This window comes from Bacillus sp. UNC322MFChir4.1 (assembly GCF_000746135.1).
Lineage (GTDB): Bacteria > Bacillota > Bacilli > Bacillales > Bacillaceae_G > Bacillus_A.
In genome coordinates this window covers 199877-216164 of record NZ_JQKQ01000001.1, presented here as the reverse complement: position 1 = coordinate 216164, position 16288 = coordinate 199877, and the positions used below count along the sequence as shown (strand labels likewise).

The window sequence follows — 16288 nt, the reverse complement described above, 5'->3', positions numbered from 1 at the left end:
TTCGTTTTTTCTGTGAATCGTACAGATCGGAGTGTTTAAAAATGCAAGAGGTATGGGAAGAAATTGATGCATACGCAAAACAATGGATAAAAGAAGCGGGGCAGTACCTTATTTCATCAATGAAGCAGTCTCTTATTATTGAAACGAAGTCAAATGCCTCTGATTTAGTAACAAATATGGATCGAGAAATTGAACAATTTTTTATTGGGAAAGTGAAAGAAATATTTCCTAAACACTATATTCTTGGAGAAGAAGGATATGGCGATGATTTGGCTTCAACGGATGGGGTTTTGTGGTTAATTGATCCAATTGATGGCACGATGAATTTTGTTCATCAAAAGCGGAATTTTGCAATTTCAATTGGTATATATGAGAATGGTATTGGGAAAATTGGCCTCGTATATGACCCAGTTCATGATGAGTTATATCATGCGAAAAAGGGTGTTGGAGCATTTTGTAATGAAATAAAAATTCCATCATTACAGCCGGGTGAAATATCTTCAGGCGTTATTGCTGTAAATGCAACGTGGCTTACCGATAACTCTCGTCTTGATATGAGGAAAATGGCACAGCTTGTAAAAAAAGCAAGAGGAACACGTTCGTACGGTTGTGCAGCGTTGGAAATGGTATATGTGGCAACAGGAAGATTAGATGCATATGTGACGCCTCGTTTGTCTCCATGGGATTTTGGTGGAGGGAAAATTATTGTAGAAGAGGTTGGAGGAAAAGTAACGACATTTACTGGAGAGTCGCTTCGAATTATTGAGAAGAGCAGCGTTCTGGTTGCAAGACCAGGTGTGTATGAAGAGATGCTACAATATGTACAGTAAGTGTATAAAATCCATAGAATAAACAAAAAAGTAAGAGGCAGAGAAAATCGCTTCTTACTTTTTGTTGTTATTGTAGTTTACGCATTTTTCTTTTTGTTATAAAGCCGTATCCGATTGTAAAGATCGTACCAATGATACAAATAATTACACCAATCGGGCTATTCTCAGCAATCATAATTCCAATGCCAATCATAAAAATAACACCAATGATAGCTGTTAATAAAAAACGATACTGAATCTGTTCCATATATTTCACCCTCCATTTTTATTGTACTTTCACAAAAGTGAGAATACAACTATATTTTCATTCTTGATTTTATTTTGATTGCTATTGTATCCCCTTCGCTCTTATAATAGAAAAGGATTAAAAAGACACTAGGAGTTGGACATGTTGAAAAAACGAGAAGATTTACGAAATATAGCAATTATCGCCCACGTTGACCATGGTAAAACAACACTTGTTGACCAATTGTTACGTCAAGCGGGGACGTTCCGTGCAAATGAGCACGTTGAAGAACGCGCAATGGACTCAAATGATTTAGAAAGAGAACGCGGTATTACTATTTTAGCAAAAAATACAGCGATTCATTATGAAGATAAAAGAATTAACATTTTAGATACACCTGGACATGCTGACTTCGGTGGTGAAGTAGAACGTATCATGAAAATGGTTGATGGTGTTTTACTTGTTGTTGATGCATATGAAGGTTGTATGCCACAAACACGATTTGTGTTAAAGAAAGCACTTGAGCAAAACTTAACTCCAATCGTTGTTGTAAACAAAATTGACCGTGACTTTGCTCGTCCAGACGAAGTAGTTGATGAAGTAATCGACTTATTCATTGAACTTGGTGCAAACGAAAATCAATTAGAGTTCCCTGTTGTATTTGCTTCAGCAATGAACGGAACAGCGAGCTTAGATTCAAATCCAGCAAACCAAGAAGAGAATATGAAATCATTATTTGATACAATTATTGAGCATATTCCAGCACCAATCGATAACAGTGAAGAGCCACTTCAATTCCAAGTAGCACTTCTTGATTATAATGATTATGTAGGTCGTATCGGAGTTGGTCGTATATTCCGCGGTACAATGAAAGTAGGACAACAAGTTGCATTAATGAAGGTTGATGGAAGTGTAAAACAATTCCGTGTAACAAAATTATTTGGTTACATGGGATTAAAACGTCAAGAAATTGAAGAAGCAAAAGCTGGAGACTTAGTAGCTGTTTCAGGTATGGAAGACATTAACGTTGGTGAAACGGTATGTCCAGTTGAACATCAAGAGGCATTGCCGTTATTACGTATTGATGAGCCGACACTACAAATGACATTCCTTGTAAATAACAGTCCATTTGCAGGTCGTGAAGGTAAGTATATTACATCTCGTAAAATTGAAGAACGTCTTCGTTCACAGTTAGAAACAGATGTGAGCTTACGTGTAGATAATACAGAATCTCCTGATGCATGGATTGTATCTGGACGCGGAGAATTACATTTATCAATCTTAATCGAAAACATGCGCCGTGAAGGATACGAATTACAAGTGTCAAAACCAGAAGTAATTATTAAAGAAGTTGATGGTGTAAGATGTGAGCCTGTAGAGCGCGTACAAATCGATGTGCCTGAAGAATACACTGGTTCTATTATGGAATCAATGGGTGCACGTAAAGGTGAAATGTTAGACATGGTGAATAATGGAAATGGTCAAGTTCGCCTTACTTTCATGGTTCCAGCACGTGGTTTAATTGGTTACACGACAGAATTCCTAACATTAACTCGTGGTTATGGTATTTTAAACCATACATTCGATTGCTACCAACCAGTACATGCTGGACAAGTTGGTGGACGTCGTCAAGGTGTTCTTGTTTCACTTGAAGCAGGAAAAGCATCACAATACGGTATTATGCAAGTTGAAGATCGCGGTGTAATCTTCGTTGAACCAGGTACAGAAGTATATGCTGGTATGATTGTTGGAGAACATACACGTGAGAATGATTTAACGGTTAACGTTGTAAAAATGAAACAACAAACTAACATTCGTTCTGCGACGAAAGATCAAACTTCAACAATGAAAAAACCACGCTTAATGACTTTAGAAGAGTCATTAGAGTACTTAAACGATGATGAGTTCTGTGAAGTAACTCCAGAATCAATTCGTCTTCGTAAAAAGATTCTTGATAAGAGTGAGCGCGAAAGAGCTGCTAAGAAAAAGAAATCTGTAGAAGCTTAAGTAATGTAGGGCTGCCTTTTAATAAAAGGCAGCTTTTTTATCGTGAATATTTTTTGAAAATTTGTTCTTTTTTTGTGGACAGTACTTTTTTTGCAGGGTACTCTTATAGTAAGTAAATTGGAAATGAATATAGAAGGAGTTGTTATTCATCTGCGTGAGTAAGGGGGAGAAATGTAGTGCTTGAAAAAATGTCATTTTTTGCGAAGTTGTACAATGTAGATGTCAATCCAGAAGTGGGAATGTGGCTTCTTTACGGTACAATTATTATATTCAGCATTATTGTTTATAATTTAGGATTTGCTAGAAAGTTATCGTTGTTAAAGAATGTAGTAATCTATACTGTACTAATGCTTGGTTGCACTATTTTAACTTTTTTTGCTGTTTTTCTGCCTGTAGGAGAAGGGCTTGTTGTAGCGATTCTTATACTTAGTATGTATAAACTACGTTTACGGCAAGCGAAACATTCAAAAGCAGGTTAAAAGGGGGATGGAAGGTGCGTTCTGTTCAAGATGCATTATATAATTGGTTAACGATTAAAGTTGTTGCGGAGGCTCGTCCGTCTGATGAAGCTGCTCAAGAAACATATATGCTTTTTCATAATATGTTACATGAAGATCATCAATTACAACATGTTACAGTAGAAAGAAAGGAAGATATGTATGTTGTTACATATGAAAGAGAAGGGGAAAAAAAATCAGTTCGGTTTCCGCTTGAGCTCATTGATTGTTTTTTAGAACAGATAAACCGTGAGCCAGAGAAATATAAATAAGCCCTCATCCTTTGAGGGCTTATTTATACGTTACAATTATGTACAGTATTCTATAATATAATAGATAGCTAAAAAACTGCTGTATAGCGATGGTTGTTTTATTGCTATCTATGTTCAAATGGATGATATCGCCATTAACGGATTACCATTCATCGTCAACTGTTTTATCACGATATAACCGAAAATTTCCTGTTGCTTGTCGTTCTAAAGTACGTTCTGCAATTCGATCTGTACATTGCTTACACATAAATGTATGAATAGGACGATTGCGAAGCCGCTTCGCTACTGGATCTTCGTCATTTAAACTGTCTACTTTATCGCAAAGAATACATTTGACTCTCATTTTGTCACCTCAGCACAAGTTCTATCTTACTTTAGTATATCATGTACCTTAGAAGTTTTTGAACTATAGAAGAAAAAATAAATATTTCCGCAATTCAAAAAATAAGTTATTATATAAGTGAAACTACTATCAACGTTGTATGTGAATTTTGTTGATGGTTAGTTGAATCAAGTTGGCAGACCTCTTTTTTCGTTTGTTACAGTCTTGTGGTAGGAAGTACTTGTTTAAGCGAAATCAATATAGATGGTTATGGAGGTGCAAGCATGGCAAATATAGTAGAACTAACATTAACAGATGCTTTAGTGAAGGCGTTACGTGAAGAACGTATTGTAACAATTGCAACGACTGATTTTGAGAAAGGTGTTCCCAACGTAAGTGCAATTTCATGGGTATATGCAATGGATGAAAAAGTTATTCGTTTTGCAGTGGACCAACGCTCTCGTATTGTAGAGAATTTGCGTCATCACGCAGGACTTGTTCTTACTGTTATGGCAAATGAATCCATATATTCTATAAGTGGTGAAGCGATTATAAAAGCAGAACGGATAGAAGGTGTTCCGTTGAAATTAACTTTAATTGAAGTTTCTGTGCAAGAAGTACGTGACGTAATGTTTTATGGTGCAAAACTTGCTATTGAACCGAAATATGAAAAAACATACGATCTTCGCGCTGCAGAAAAATTAGATAACCAAGTTTCATCAGCGATGAAGGATGCGTGAAAAAGGATGGGCAGTAAGGAAAGTTGTTCATTCTTTTTCTTTATATTTAAAATGATTTCTATTCTACCTTGTTTGTACAGTACATATAATTATAACAATGGTTCGTCCATATCCATGGATGAAACCCTTGTTCTACAAATTTCATAGTGGAGTCAGGGGGTAACAGGTTGGGGAAAATTTATGTGCTAGATACGAATGTGCTTTTGCAGGACCCATTATCTATTTTTTCTTTTGAAAAAAATGATGTAGTCATTCCAGCTGTTGTGTTAGAGGAAGTAGATTCAAAGAAACGATATATGGATGAAGTTGGAAGGAATGCGCGTTATGTATCAAAGCTAATAGATAAATTTCGTGAACTTGGCAAATTACATGATAGCATTCCTCTTGAAAATGGAGGGACGTTTCGAATTGAGTTAAATCATCGTTCGTTCGTTCAATTACAAGATATTTTTGTAGAGAAAACAAATGATAATCGTATATTAGCTGTGGCCAAAAATTTATCATTAGAAGAGCAAGAAAAAGAAAATGGGAAAACTGTCATCCTTGTGAGTAAAGATGTACTTGTAAGAGTAAAAGCTGATGCTCTAGGATTACAAGCCGAAGATTATTTGAGTGATCGTGTTACGGAAGTTGAAAATATATATACAGGCTTCTTAGAGTATTACATACAAAAAGAGATTTTAAATCTTTTTTATGAAAAAGGGGAGCTTCCTCTTTCTGAAATTGCGAATCATCCGTTTTATCCCAATCAATTTATTGTAATGAAAGATGCTTTAGGTGGATCAAGTTCGGCTCTTGGGATTGTGGATCCTTTGGGGAAAAAGATTAAAAAGCTTATTTTTCCAAATGATCAGATTTGGGGAATTCGTCCTCGAAATGTGCAACAAATTATGGGGATGGAATTGTTGTTACGTGAAGACATTCCTCTTGTAACATTGACCGGAAAAGCTGGAACGGGGAAAACATTATTAGCATTAGCTGCGGGACTTATGCAAACAGAAGATTTGGGAATGTATAAAAAGTTACTTGTAGCAAGGCCTATTGTTCCAGTTGGAAAAGATATTGGATATTTACCAGGAGAGAAAGAAGAAAAGTTAAGACCTTGGATGCAGCCTATTTATGATAATTTGGAGTATTTGTTTAATACGAAAAAGCCTGGAGAATTAGATGCAATTTTAGCGGGAATGGGTTCAATTGAAGTGGAAGCTTTAACATATATTCGCGGACGGAGTATTCCAGAGCAGTTTATTATTATTGATGAAGCACAAAATTTAACAAAACATGAAGTGAAAACAATTTTAACACGTGTTGGCGAGAGAAGTAAAATTGTTTTAATGGGAGATCCACAGCAAATTGATCATCCATATTTAGATGAATATAATAATGGTTTAACATATGTGGTAGAGAAGTTTAAAGAACAAAAAATTAGTGGGCATGTGAAGTTTGTAAAAGGTGAGCGCTCTAATTTAGCACAACTAGCGGCGGATTTATTGTAGGAAAGAGTGGCGTTAAGCCACTCTTAATTGTTTTCTATAAACAATAAGCTCTCCCACTAATAGAAGATTCATTTTATACAATAGTAAATTTTCGAATATATCGAACAGGATTATTGACATTAGAGCCATCACCGAAATAAAGGTGAACAGGGCCATCTTCTTTTAGTGGCTTTCCATTACTAGAAAAACCGAGAATGGCATCTTTTGCTTCGTGTATTGAAATCGTTGTAATACCAGATTCGGTATGGATTTCTACATGTGTTGCGTCATTAGACATTTCTGCGTTTTTTAAAAAGGGTAAAAAAGGTATGCCGAATGTTCCCGTAATAATTTTCTCCTTTTCGAACCTGGCAACGCTTTTATTAACAGGTGGAAAAATAGCTCCTTCTTTAATTTCACGATCCCAATGCTTGGACGCTTCTTTCGTATATTGTGCTAACTCGCTTATTTCTTCTTTTGGAGTTGTAAAGTATGTTGTTAAGTCGACTTTTCGATCATCAAAAATCCAGACACTTGGATCAATTGTAATTGGAAAGCGGACATTTCCGTTAATAAATAAGATTTCAGTCATTATAGTTCCCCCATTTGTCTTATACTCCCACTTTTCAGTATAATAGGACTAGGTACAATTGTCACAGAAAATGTTTCTATTGCAATTTATGAAAACTATCGCTAATATTAATAGATAGGATAGGAGAGTAGGACGGAAACGGAGGGAACCAAATTGGCGTCTGAGACAGTAACAAATCATCAGGAAAAGGCACTTGCCCTTCTACAAGCTGATGCAGAAAAAATATTAAAACTTATTAAGGTGCAAATGGACCACCTTACGATGCCACAGTGTCCATTATATGAAGAGGTACTTGATACACAAATGTTTGGCTTATCCCGTGAAGTTGATTTTGCGGTTCGTCTTGGTCTTATTGTGGAAGAGCAAGGTAAGGAAATTTTAGGAGAATTAGAACGCGAGTTATCGGCGTTGCATGATGCTTTTACAAACAAACAATAATAGCTGGTTCAAATAAGGAGCTCAAACTGAATCAGTTTGAGCTTTTTTTGTGAAAAAAACGATTTTTCCTGAAAAAGCAGGAAGAATACAAATAGATATGGAATACAACTGTAAAAAAGAAGAGAGAAAGAGGATTTTGAATGAAAAGAGTCTGGAAGTCCATAGATTATTCTTTAGTGCTTCCTCTTGTTATTGTATGCGTGCTCGGCGTCATTATGGTGTATAGTGCTAGTTCTATTGTTGCGATTACAAAATATTATCCAAAATACGGATGGACGAGCGATCACTTTTTTCGGTCACAGTTAAAAGCGATGTTAATTGGGACAGTTGGATTGATTGTTATTATGTCTATTCCTTTTCAGGTGTGGCGAAAGCGCATTATTACTGTTTTAATTGTTGTTGTTAGCATTGGTATGCTATTAATAGTTTTAAAATGGGGAACTGTTGTGAATCATGCGAAATCGTGGGTGTTTGGTGTACAGCCATCGGAATTTGTTAAATTAGGGATTATCATTGTATTAGCCCGTTTTTATGCAAAAAAACAAGCGACTGATGGACCGATTTGGCATGGTGCTGGTCGAGTGTTTCTTTTTTTGTTCATTTCAATTTGTTTAATTTTGAAACAGCCTGACTTAGGAACAACGTTATTAATTATGTCAACGATTGGGATCATGACGTTCTGTTCAGGGGTACCAGTTCAAGTTTGGCTAAAACGAATTGCTCTTACATCAATTATATGGCTTCCGCTCGGATATTTCATAGGGAAAACTGTTTTAACACCTGTTCAAATCGCGCGGTTCACTACATTTTGGAATCCGTTTGGAGATGCGCAAGGGAAAGGGTTTCAATTAGTTAATTCGTTTGTTGGAATTGCTTCTGGTGGTATAGGTGGTAGAGGATTAGGAAATAGCATTCAAAAGTATGGATATTTACCAGAGCCGCATACAGACTTCATCATGGCAATTGTATCTGAGGAACTCGGGTTTATTGGAGTGGCAATTATTTTAATAGGTTTACTAGTCATTGTCGTTCGTGCTTTTCGAATTGCTCAAAAATGTAAAGATCCTTTTGGGAGTTTACTTGCAATTGGAATTGGTAGCATGATTGGAGTGCAATCTATTGTAAACTTAGGTGGGATTACGGGAATTATGCCACTTACTGGTGTGCCGTTACCATTTGTTAGTTTTGGTGGTACTTCTTTAGTGTCAACTCTAGCTGCTATGGGAGTCTTATTAAATGTAGCTAGTTTTGTAAAACAGCAAGAAAAAAGAGAGCAGCAAGAGCGAGAACAACAACAACAACCTAAACAAGAGAGACATCTTGTTGTTGTAAAATAAAGAAGCTTTGTACATTTGTACAAAGCTTCTTTTATTTCCATGGATTTTGGAAAAAAGATGATTATTTTATTATTTTACAATAAAGAGTATGTCACATATAGATAAATGTGTTCTACAAAAAGGTTGGTTGCTTCTTTCGTTTTATGCTATACTAATTTTGTCGGATAATATAGACAGAGTGCTTATCATTTGTAGAAAAATGAGGTATGATGAATAAAAATAAGCTGAAGCTTGCACGCAGTGAAAAAGTAATGCTGGAAGTGAAGTACTTACTCCCACTAAATCGGGACAGGTTTATAGCGTTATGAATGGTAGGAAAATAGAGGGGGAAAATCATGAAAAAGTTGCAACGCATTCAAAAAGTATTAGTAGCTAACCGCGGCGAAATTGCGATTCGTGTGTTTCGTGCTTGTACAGAATTAGGACTACGCACAGTTGCGATTTACTCGAAAGAAGATAGCGGTTCATATCATCGCTATAAAGCAGATGAAGCGTATTTGGTAGGAGAAGGAAAAAAACCAATTGATGCATATCTTGATATTGAGGGTATTATTGAAATTGCTAAAAGTAATCATATTGATGCAATTCATCCGGGATACGGATTTTTGTCAGAAAATATCCAATTTGCAAAACGTTGCGAAGAAGAGGGAATTATTTTTATCGGTCCAAAGAGTAAGCATTTAGACATGTTTGGAGATAAAGTAAAGGCAAGAACGCAAGCGCAATTGGCGAATATCCCTGTTATTCCTGGTAGTGATGGTCCTATAAATGCACTTGAAGAAGTAGAAGAGTTTGCTAAAAAGCATAATTACCCAATTATTATTAAAGCAGCTCTTGGTGGCGGTGGCCGCGGGATGCGGATTGTACGAACTGCAGACGAATTAAAGGAAGCGTATGATCGTGCGAAATCCGAGGCGAAGGCGGCATTTGGGAACGATGAAGTATATGTTGAAAAATTTGTTGAAAATCCTAAACATATTGAAGTACAAATATTAGCAGATGAACATGGGAATATCGTTCATCTATATGAGCGTGATTGTTCTGTACAGCGCAGGCATCAAAAAGTTGTAGAAGTAGCACCAAGTGTGTCTCTTCCAGTTGAACTGCGCGATCGTATTTGTGAGGCGGCAGTTCAATTAACGAAAAATGTTAATTATGTGAACGCGGGGACAGTTGAGTTTCTTGTAAGAGGAAATGAATTCTATTTCATTGAAGTGAATCCACGTGTCCAAGTAGAACATACAATTACAGAAATGATTACAGGTATTGATATCGTTCAATCACAAATTTTAATTGCGGACGGATATGCTCTGCATAGTGAAAAAATAAGTATTCCAAAACAAAAAGATATTATTACACATGGATTTGCAATTCAATCCCGTGTGACAACAGAAGATCCGCTTAATAATTTCATGCCAGATACGGGGAAAATTATGGCGTATCGTTCTGGTGGCGGTTTTGGGGTTCGTTTAGATACAGGAAATAGCTTCCAAGGTGCAGTTATTACACCATATTATGACTCATTACTTGTAAAAGTAACAACTTGGGCATTAACGTTTGAACAAGCGGCAGCTAAAATGGAACGTAACTTAAAAGAATTCCGTATTCGGGGCATTAAAACTAACATTCCATTTTTAGAAAATGTTGTGAAACACCGAAACTTTTTATCTGGAGAATATGATACATCATTTATCGATTCCTCACCGGAACTATTCGTATTTCCAAAGCGAAAAGACCGTGGTACAAAAATGCTATCGTATATTGGCACGGTAACAGTAAATGGATTCCCTGGAGTAGGGAGACAAGAAAAACCGATTTTTGCAGAAGCGCGCATTCCAAACATAAAACATTCTGAACCAATTCTAACTGGTACGAAGCAAATTTTAGATGAGCGTGGAGCAAATGGATTAGTAAAATGGGTTCAAGAACAAAAGCAAGTTTTATTAACTGATACTACATTTCGCGATGCACATCAATCGTTATTAGCGACACGTATTCGTACACAAGAGTTGAACCAAATTGCTGAACCAACAGCAAGAATGTTACCAAATTTATTTTCAGCAGAAATGTGGGGCGGAGCAACATTTGATGTCGCGTATCGTTTCTTAAAAGAAGATCCGTGGGAACGTTTATTACAATTACGTGAGAGTATGCCAAATGTATTATTCCAAATGCTTCTTCGTGCATCAAATGCAGTAGGATATAAAAATTATCCAGATAACTTAATTCAAATGTTTGTGGAATGTTCTGCGCAGGCGGGTATTGATGTATTCCGTATTTTTGATAGCTTAAACTGGGTAGAAGGTATGCGTGTTGCAATTGATGCTGTGCGTCAAAACGGTAAAATTGCAGAGGCAACAATGTGCTACACAGGTGATATCCATGATCCAATGCGCAGTAAATATGATTTAAATTACTATAAAAACTTAGCAAAAGAGTTAGAAGCATCTGGTGCTCATATTTTAGGGATTAAAGATATGGCAGGGTTATTAAAACCAAATGCAGCATACGACCTAATATCCGCATTAAAAGAAACGGTATCGATTCCAGTGCATCTTCATACGCATGATACGAGTGGAAATGGTGTATTAACATATGTGAAAGCAATTGAAGCTGGTGTTGATATTGTAGATGTTGCGGTAAGTTCTATGGCCGGTTTAACATCTCAGCCAAGCGCTAATACATTGTTCTATGCATTGGAAGGAAACGAAAGACAACCGAATGTGGATGTGAATTCGTTAGAGAAACTCTCTCATTATTGGGAAGATGTTCGTAAATATTATTCTTCATTTGAAAGTGGAATGAATGCACCGCATACAGAAGTGTACATGCATGAAATGCCAGGCGGTCAATACAGTAATCTACAGCAACAGGCGAAAGCTGTCGGATTAGGAGATCGTTTTGATGAAGTGAAAGTAATGTATCGCCGCGTTAATGATATGTTCGGTGATATCGTGAAAGTAACGCCATCATCAAAGGTAGTCGGTGATATGGCTCTATTTATGGTGCAAAATCATTTAACAGAGAAAGATATTTATGAGCGTGGTCATGCATTAGATTTCCCAGGGTCAGTTGTCGAAATGTTCTCGGGTGATCTTGGACAACCGTTTGGTGGTTTCCCTAAAGAGTTACAAGAGATTATTCTAAAAGGAAAAGAGCCTTTAACAGTAAGACCAGGTGAATTATTAGAGCCAATCGACTTTGAAGCATTAAAAGAAGAATTATTCCATAAACTCGGTCGTGAAGTAACGATGTTTGATATTGTAGCGTATGCGTTATATCCGAAAGTATTTATGGATTATCAAAAAACTGCAGAGCGATATGGAAATATTTCCGTTCTTGATACACCGACATTCTTCTATGGAATGAGACTTGGTGAGGAAATTGGTGTGGAAATTGAACGCGGTAAAACGTTAATTGTAAAATTAATTTCGATTGGAGAACCACAATTAGATGGTACACGTGTTATCTATTTTGAATTTAATGGACAGCCTCGTGAAATTGTTGTAAAAGATGAAAGTGTTAAAGCAACTGTTTCGCAACGAGTGAAAGGGAATCGTGAAAATCCAAGTCATATTAATGCAACAATGCCGGGAACTGTAATTAAAGTGGTGGTAAAAGAAGAAGAGCTAGTGAAAAAAGGTGATACCATGGCAATTACAGAAGCGATGAAAATGGAAACAACTGTACAAGCTCCATTTACTGGCACGGTGAAAAAAGTGTATGTGAAAGACGGAGAGGCAATTCAAACAGGTGATTTGCTGATTGAATTAGAGCAATAAAATAAGGCTATCACTTGAATTTTGAAAATAATAAAGAGCTGCTTTAGTGCAGCTCTTTTTCTTTTTTGAAAATAATAACTTGCCGAAAGAGACAAGTTATTATGATAGTTTTGTTTGTTTAGTAGTACGGTTTATTTCTGTTTTTTTCATGTTGGTTTTACTGCGTGTTCCTAGTATAACTAAATAGCATAATACAGCAAATAAACATGATATAAAGAGCGAGTGAAGAAGTGACATTGCTAAGCTTGCGTCTGTGTATACAACTAAAATACCAACGATTGCTTGACATGTTACAAGAATAAAAGCTGTAATCCACCCATAACATATAACCTTTTGTTGTTTATAATGCCTAATAGCTATCATCATGGCATATAAAACCCAAGCGAAAATTAACATAGCAGCGATCCGATGCCCCATTTGTACCCATTCATGATATTGCGTGGGTAGAGGGCTGTTTTTACTGCATAATGGGAAAATCGGACAGGCCAAGCTTGCGTGCTCATGCCGTACTAATGCTCCTGTATAGACAACAAGGTAACTGTAAATTGTTACACCATAAATGTGAAATTTCATCTTCTTATCAATAACAAGTGAATAGGCATCAAATTTCTTATCGATTTCAAAAATGAGAAGTGTTAATAAAATAACAGCAGCAAATGAAATAAGGGAAATACCGAAATGAATTGCTAGTACAGCCGGAACTTGCCCCCATACAACCGCAGCAGCGCCCATTAGCGCTTGCGCTATTAAAAACACGAAAGATAAAATAGCAAGTGCTTTTGTTTCACGAACGTGTCCATAATATTTCCAAGATAAGATACATAGCAATGTAACGAGAATTCCTGCAGAACCGGAAGTGAGGCGGTGACTTAGCTCAATAATTGTTTCCATTGATAAATTCGAAGGAACTAATTCTCCATTACATAGCGGCCAGGATTTACCGCAGCCTTGTCCAGAGCCAGTTTTAGTAACTAATGCCCCGCCAAGAAGAACAAATAATAAATCAAGACTTGTAATGACTGCTAACCATTTTATAAAGCGTTGCAATCCTTTTCACCAGCTTTCAATTTCAAAGTTATTGTGCAATATTTTAATAAAATAAAGTGAAACTTCCCTCGCTGTTGTTTTTCATCCTTACCAAGGGTTAGTTAAACTAATTTGGCGCATACGAGTAGTTCCCAACCGATATACTATATGTCTTCAGAATATTAAGGTGGAGTCCTTACTACTTGTAGATAGCCATACATGTTATAGAAACAGAAATGCACTACAGTCCTATGATATATAAAATCTGATAAAATAGCAAAGGGGACAGAAAATGTGACGAGAAGAAAAAAAATCATTAACATTTTGAACATAAATTGCTAATTTTATCAAAAAAAAGTGAGTTTTATAAATAAATAAGCGGAAATACATGCGGAATTTGACAAAATAGTTTATTATAAAAGAGAATTACGTTCTATGATTGATGAAGGAGTAGGAAACTTATTGAGTTATAGACACAAAAAGTTCATGTTTTCTTCACAATTTCTTCATGAAATATGTTTTAATATATTCGAGCGAGAAGTGTATATTAATAGTGAAACCATAAAACAACATTTCTACTGTAATAATATTGCTATATAAAAGCGCGATGTTTTATTTTAAGTAAATGGACAAAAGAAAGATGGAAGTTTTAAGAGGGGGTTAAAGTGATGAACCATGCAACAAGTGAACTGCATGATGAGTCAGCTGTAACAATTGTACCGGAAACAACACGTGTACAAGATTTATTAGCGCTCGTTAAGATGGGGATTGTAAATTCCAATACACTTACTGTATTTACAGGCATTTGGTTAGCTTTACATTTCAATGGATTGAATGTTGTGGACCATCTAGATAAAATGTTTTTTACAATCGTCGGCTCTGCTTTAATTATGGCGGGGGCATGTAGCTTAAATAACTATATTGACCGCGATATTGATCATTTAATGGAACGAACAAAAAATCGTCCAACAGTAACAGGAAAATATAAACCTGGATTCGCATTAACATTAGGTATTACAATTTCGCTTCTAGGCTTTGTATTTTTACTATTTACAACACCGATGGCAGCATTTATTGGTTTTATTGGTTTCTTTACGTATGTTGTTCTGTATTCATTATGGACAAAGCGAAAATATACGTTAAATACAGTAGTAGGTAGTGTATCAGGTGCAGTACCGCCTTTAATCGGTTGGGCAGCTGTTGATCCAAGTTTGAGTAATCCTATTCCTTGGATGCTATTCTTAATTATGTTTGTTTGGCAAATTCCACATTTCCTCGCACTTGCGATGAAACGTGTTGAAGAATATCGCAATGCAGGTATTCCAATGCTTCCTGTTGCGCATGGATTTGATATTACAAAGCGTCAAATTATGATTTGGACAGTATGTTTATTACCACTGCCATTTTATATGAGTGCACTTGGAGTAACATTTATGGTAATTGCAACATTGCTTAACATCGGTTGGATCGTTTTAGGGTTTTATGGCTTCCGAAAGAAAGATGACATCAAATGGTCCGTGCAAATGTTTGTATACTCCTTAAATTACTTAACAATCTTATTTATTTCAATGATTGTTGTAACTTTCTTCTAAGACAACGACATGAGGGGATTTCTTTACGTTGAGATTTACTTTACTTACTATAAAGTACAATCTAAATAACAAAGAAAGTGGGGGTTGTTTGCATGAAGAAACAGTGGCGATTGCTTTCGCTCGTTTCACTAGTGGCTTTACTGTTAGGGGGATGCGGTAAAGCCTTTCAATCTACTTTGATACCACAAGGTGAAGTAGCAAAAATGCAATATGATTTATTGTTATTAGCTAGCGCAATCATGATTGGTGTTGTTCTTGTTGTTACGATTATTTTCTTGTATGTAATTGTTCGTTTCCGCCAAAGGAAAGGACAGGAAAATTATATTCCAAAGCAAGTAGAAGGAAATCACAAGCTAGAAATTATATGGACAGTCATTCCGATTTTACTTTTATTGGTGTTAGCTGTCCCTACTGTTACATATACGTTTAAACTTGCTGACGTTAGTGGAATGGAGAAAAAGAATATTGATAAAGATACAATCGTTGTTGATGTAACAGCGAATCTTTATTGGTGGGAATTTTCTTACAATAATGAAAAATTAGTAACTTCGCAAGATTTAGTCATCCCTACAGGTAAAAAAGTGTATTTAAATTTAAAAGGTTCTGATATCAAACACTCATTTTGGGTGCCATCTTTAGCTGGAAAAATGGATACAAATCCAGATAATGTAAACAAAATGTGGATTAAAGCGGATAAAGAAGGCACATATAATGGTTTTTGTGCAGAATTTTGTGGCCCATCGCATGCTTTAATGCAATTTAAAGTGAAAGCTCTTAATGAAAGCGAGTACAAAAAATGGGTTGCTAGTATGAAAGAATTAGATGGTAAGAAAGCTGTTGCTTCCACGCAAGAGCAAGATGGAAAACAAATTTTTGAAAAGAGTTGTATGGGTTGTCATGCAGTTGGATCAAATGATAGCAGACCACCATCTGCACGTATCGCACCTAATTTAGCAAATTTTGCAGATCGTGATTTGGTTGCGGGAATTGCTGAAAATAATGAACAAAACGTAAAAAAATGGTTAAAAGACCCTGAAAGCATGAAACCAGGAAATAAAATGACTGGAAAATACGGTAATCTTACTGATGATCAAGTAGAGGCATTAAATGCTTACTTGAAAACATTAAAAGTTGAAAAGTAACGAGAAACTA

Annotated in this window: 15 protein-coding genes; 11 read left to right on the top strand and 4 right to left on the bottom strand. The window is 36.0% G+C overall.

The annotated features are described in order from the left end of the window. Positions 1–41 precede the first annotated feature (41 nt). Complete coding sequence (locus BR72_RS00995) at positions 42–830, top strand: inositol monophosphatase family protein (RefSeq protein WP_035429203.1); 789 nt, start codon at positions 42–44, stop codon at positions 828–830. 67 nt (positions 831–897) lie between these two features. On the opposite strand, the gene BR72_RS00990 is transcribed toward BR72_RS00995, so the two are convergent. Beyond that, entirely contained in the window at positions 898–1077 is a 180-nt protein-coding gene (locus BR72_RS00990; protein WP_035429202.1) for a DUF5325 family protein, read from the bottom strand. Between the two features lie 141 nt (positions 1078–1218). Here BR72_RS00990 and typA point away from each other — a divergent pair, with 141 nt between their 5' ends. The 3 genes from typA to BR72_RS00975 all read left to right on the top strand — a co-directional run bounded on the left by typA (position 1219) and on the right by BR72_RS00975 (position 3832). Continuing rightward, positions 1219–3063 (top strand): translational GTPase TypA, encoded by a 1845-nt coding sequence (typA, locus tag BR72_RS00985; RefSeq protein ID WP_035429200.1) that lies wholly within the window; start codon positions 1219–1221, stop codon positions 3061–3063. Between the two features lie 176 nt (positions 3064–3239). Further along, positions 3240–3542, top strand: a complete 303-nt coding sequence (locus tag BR72_RS00980; RefSeq protein ID WP_035429198.1) for a YlaH-like family protein — start codon at positions 3240–3242, stop codon at positions 3540–3542. A 14-nt stretch (positions 3543–3556) separates the two neighbouring features. Continuing rightward, on the top strand, positions 3557–3832 hold the full coding sequence (locus tag BR72_RS00975) for a hypothetical protein (RefSeq protein WP_035429196.1): 276 nt from the start codon (positions 3557–3559) through the stop codon (positions 3830–3832). 142 nt (positions 3833–3974) lie between these two features. Here BR72_RS00975 and BR72_RS00970 read toward each other — a convergent pair whose 3' ends face one another. Beyond that, complete coding sequence (locus BR72_RS00970) at positions 3975–4175, bottom strand: YlaI family protein (RefSeq protein WP_035429194.1); 201 nt, start codon at positions 4173–4175, stop codon at positions 3975–3977. 263 nt (positions 4176–4438) lie between these two features. Between BR72_RS00970 and BR72_RS00965 the strand changes: the two genes are divergently transcribed. Together BR72_RS00965 and BR72_RS00960 are read left to right on the top strand one after the other, a co-directional pair. After that, positions 4439–4894 carry a pyridoxamine 5'-phosphate oxidase family protein gene (locus BR72_RS00965; RefSeq protein ID WP_035429193.1) on the top strand — a complete coding sequence of 152 codons (456 nt, stop codon included), beginning with the start codon at positions 4439–4441 and terminating at the stop codon, positions 4892–4894. A gap of 167 nt (positions 4895–5061) precedes the next feature. Next, complete coding sequence (locus tag BR72_RS00960; RefSeq protein ID WP_035429192.1) at positions 5062–6390, top strand: PhoH family protein; 1329 nt, start codon at positions 5062–5064, stop codon at positions 6388–6390. Between the two features lie 73 nt (positions 6391–6463). On the opposite strand, the gene BR72_RS00955 is transcribed toward BR72_RS00960, so the two are convergent. Further along, positions 6464–6961, bottom strand: a complete 498-nt coding sequence (locus tag BR72_RS00955; protein ID WP_035429191.1) for a molybdopterin-binding protein — start codon at positions 6959–6961, stop codon at positions 6464–6466. 153 nt (positions 6962–7114) lie between these two features. On the opposite strand from BR72_RS00955, the gene BR72_RS00950 reads away from it, so the two are divergent. The 3 genes from BR72_RS00950 (at position 7115) to pyc (ending at position 12518) form a co-directional block, all read left to right on the top strand. Beyond that, positions 7115–7399 (top strand): Fpa/YlaN family protein, encoded by a 285-nt coding sequence (locus BR72_RS00950; protein ID WP_035429190.1) that lies wholly within the window; start codon positions 7115–7117, stop codon positions 7397–7399. Between the two features lie 140 nt (positions 7400–7539). Further along, positions 7540–8736, top strand: coding sequence for an FtsW/RodA/SpoVE family cell cycle protein (locus BR72_RS00945; RefSeq protein ID WP_035429189.1), 1197 nt, complete (start codon positions 7540–7542; stop codon positions 8734–8736). Between the two features lie 335 nt (positions 8737–9071). Further along, positions 9072–12518 carry a pyruvate carboxylase gene (gene pyc / locus BR72_RS00940; protein ID WP_035429188.1) on the top strand — a complete coding sequence of 1149 codons (3447 nt, stop codon included), beginning with the start codon at positions 9072–9074 and terminating at the stop codon, positions 12516–12518. Between the two features lie 99 nt (positions 12519–12617). On the opposite strand, the gene BR72_RS00935 is transcribed toward pyc, so the two are convergent. Then, on the bottom strand, positions 12618–13565 hold the full coding sequence (locus BR72_RS00935) for a COX15/CtaA family protein (protein WP_035429187.1): 948 nt from the start codon (positions 13563–13565) through the stop codon (positions 12618–12620). Between the two features lie 647 nt (positions 13566–14212). On the opposite strand from BR72_RS00935, the gene cyoE reads away from it, so the two are divergent. Both cyoE and coxB read left to right on the top strand, forming a co-directional pair. Further along, positions 14213–15136 carry a heme o synthase gene (cyoE, locus tag BR72_RS00930; protein ID WP_035429186.1) on the top strand — a complete coding sequence of 308 codons (924 nt, stop codon included), beginning with the start codon at positions 14213–14215 and terminating at the stop codon, positions 15134–15136. A gap of 92 nt (positions 15137–15228) precedes the next feature. Next, positions 15229–16278 carry a cytochrome c oxidase subunit II gene (coxB, locus tag BR72_RS00925; protein ID WP_035429185.1) on the top strand — a complete coding sequence of 350 codons (1050 nt, stop codon included), beginning with the start codon at positions 15229–15231 and terminating at the stop codon, positions 16276–16278. Positions 16279–16288 lie beyond the last annotated feature (10 nt).

Bases quoted from the DNA above. Each gene is read 5' to 3' on its own strand.
- BR72_RS00995 (WP_035429203.1), top strand. From the start codon at position 42: ATGCAAGAGGTATGGGAAGAAATTGATGCATACGCAAAACAATGGATA.
- BR72_RS00990 (WP_035429202.1), bottom strand. From the start codon at position 1,077: ATGGAACAGATTCAGTATCGTTTTTTATTAACAGCTATCATTGGTGTT.
- typA (WP_035429200.1), top strand. From the start codon at position 1,219: ATGTTGAAAAAACGAGAAGATTTACGAAATATAGCAATTATCGCCCAC.
- BR72_RS00970 (WP_035429194.1), bottom strand. From the start codon at position 4,175: ATGAGAGTCAAATGTATTCTTTGCGATAAAGTAGACAGTTTAAATGAC.
- BR72_RS00965 (WP_035429193.1), top strand. From the start codon at position 4,439: ATGGCAAATATAGTAGAACTAACATTAACAGATGCTTTAGTGAAGGCG.
- BR72_RS00955 (WP_035429191.1), bottom strand. From the start codon at position 6,961: ATGACTGAAATCTTATTTATTAACGGAAATGTCCGCTTTCCAATTACA.
- BR72_RS00945 (WP_035429189.1), top strand. From the start codon at position 7,540: ATGAAAAGAGTCTGGAAGTCCATAGATTATTCTTTAGTGCTTCCTCTT.
- pyc (WP_035429188.1), top strand. From the start codon at position 9,072: ATGAAAAAGTTGCAACGCATTCAAAAAGTATTAGTAGCTAACCGCGGC.
- cyoE (WP_035429186.1), top strand. From the start codon at position 14,213: ATGAACCATGCAACAAGTGAACTGCATGATGAGTCAGCTGTAACAATT.
- coxB (WP_035429185.1), top strand. From the start codon at position 15,229: ATGAAGAAACAGTGGCGATTGCTTTCGCTCGTTTCACTAGTGGCTTTA.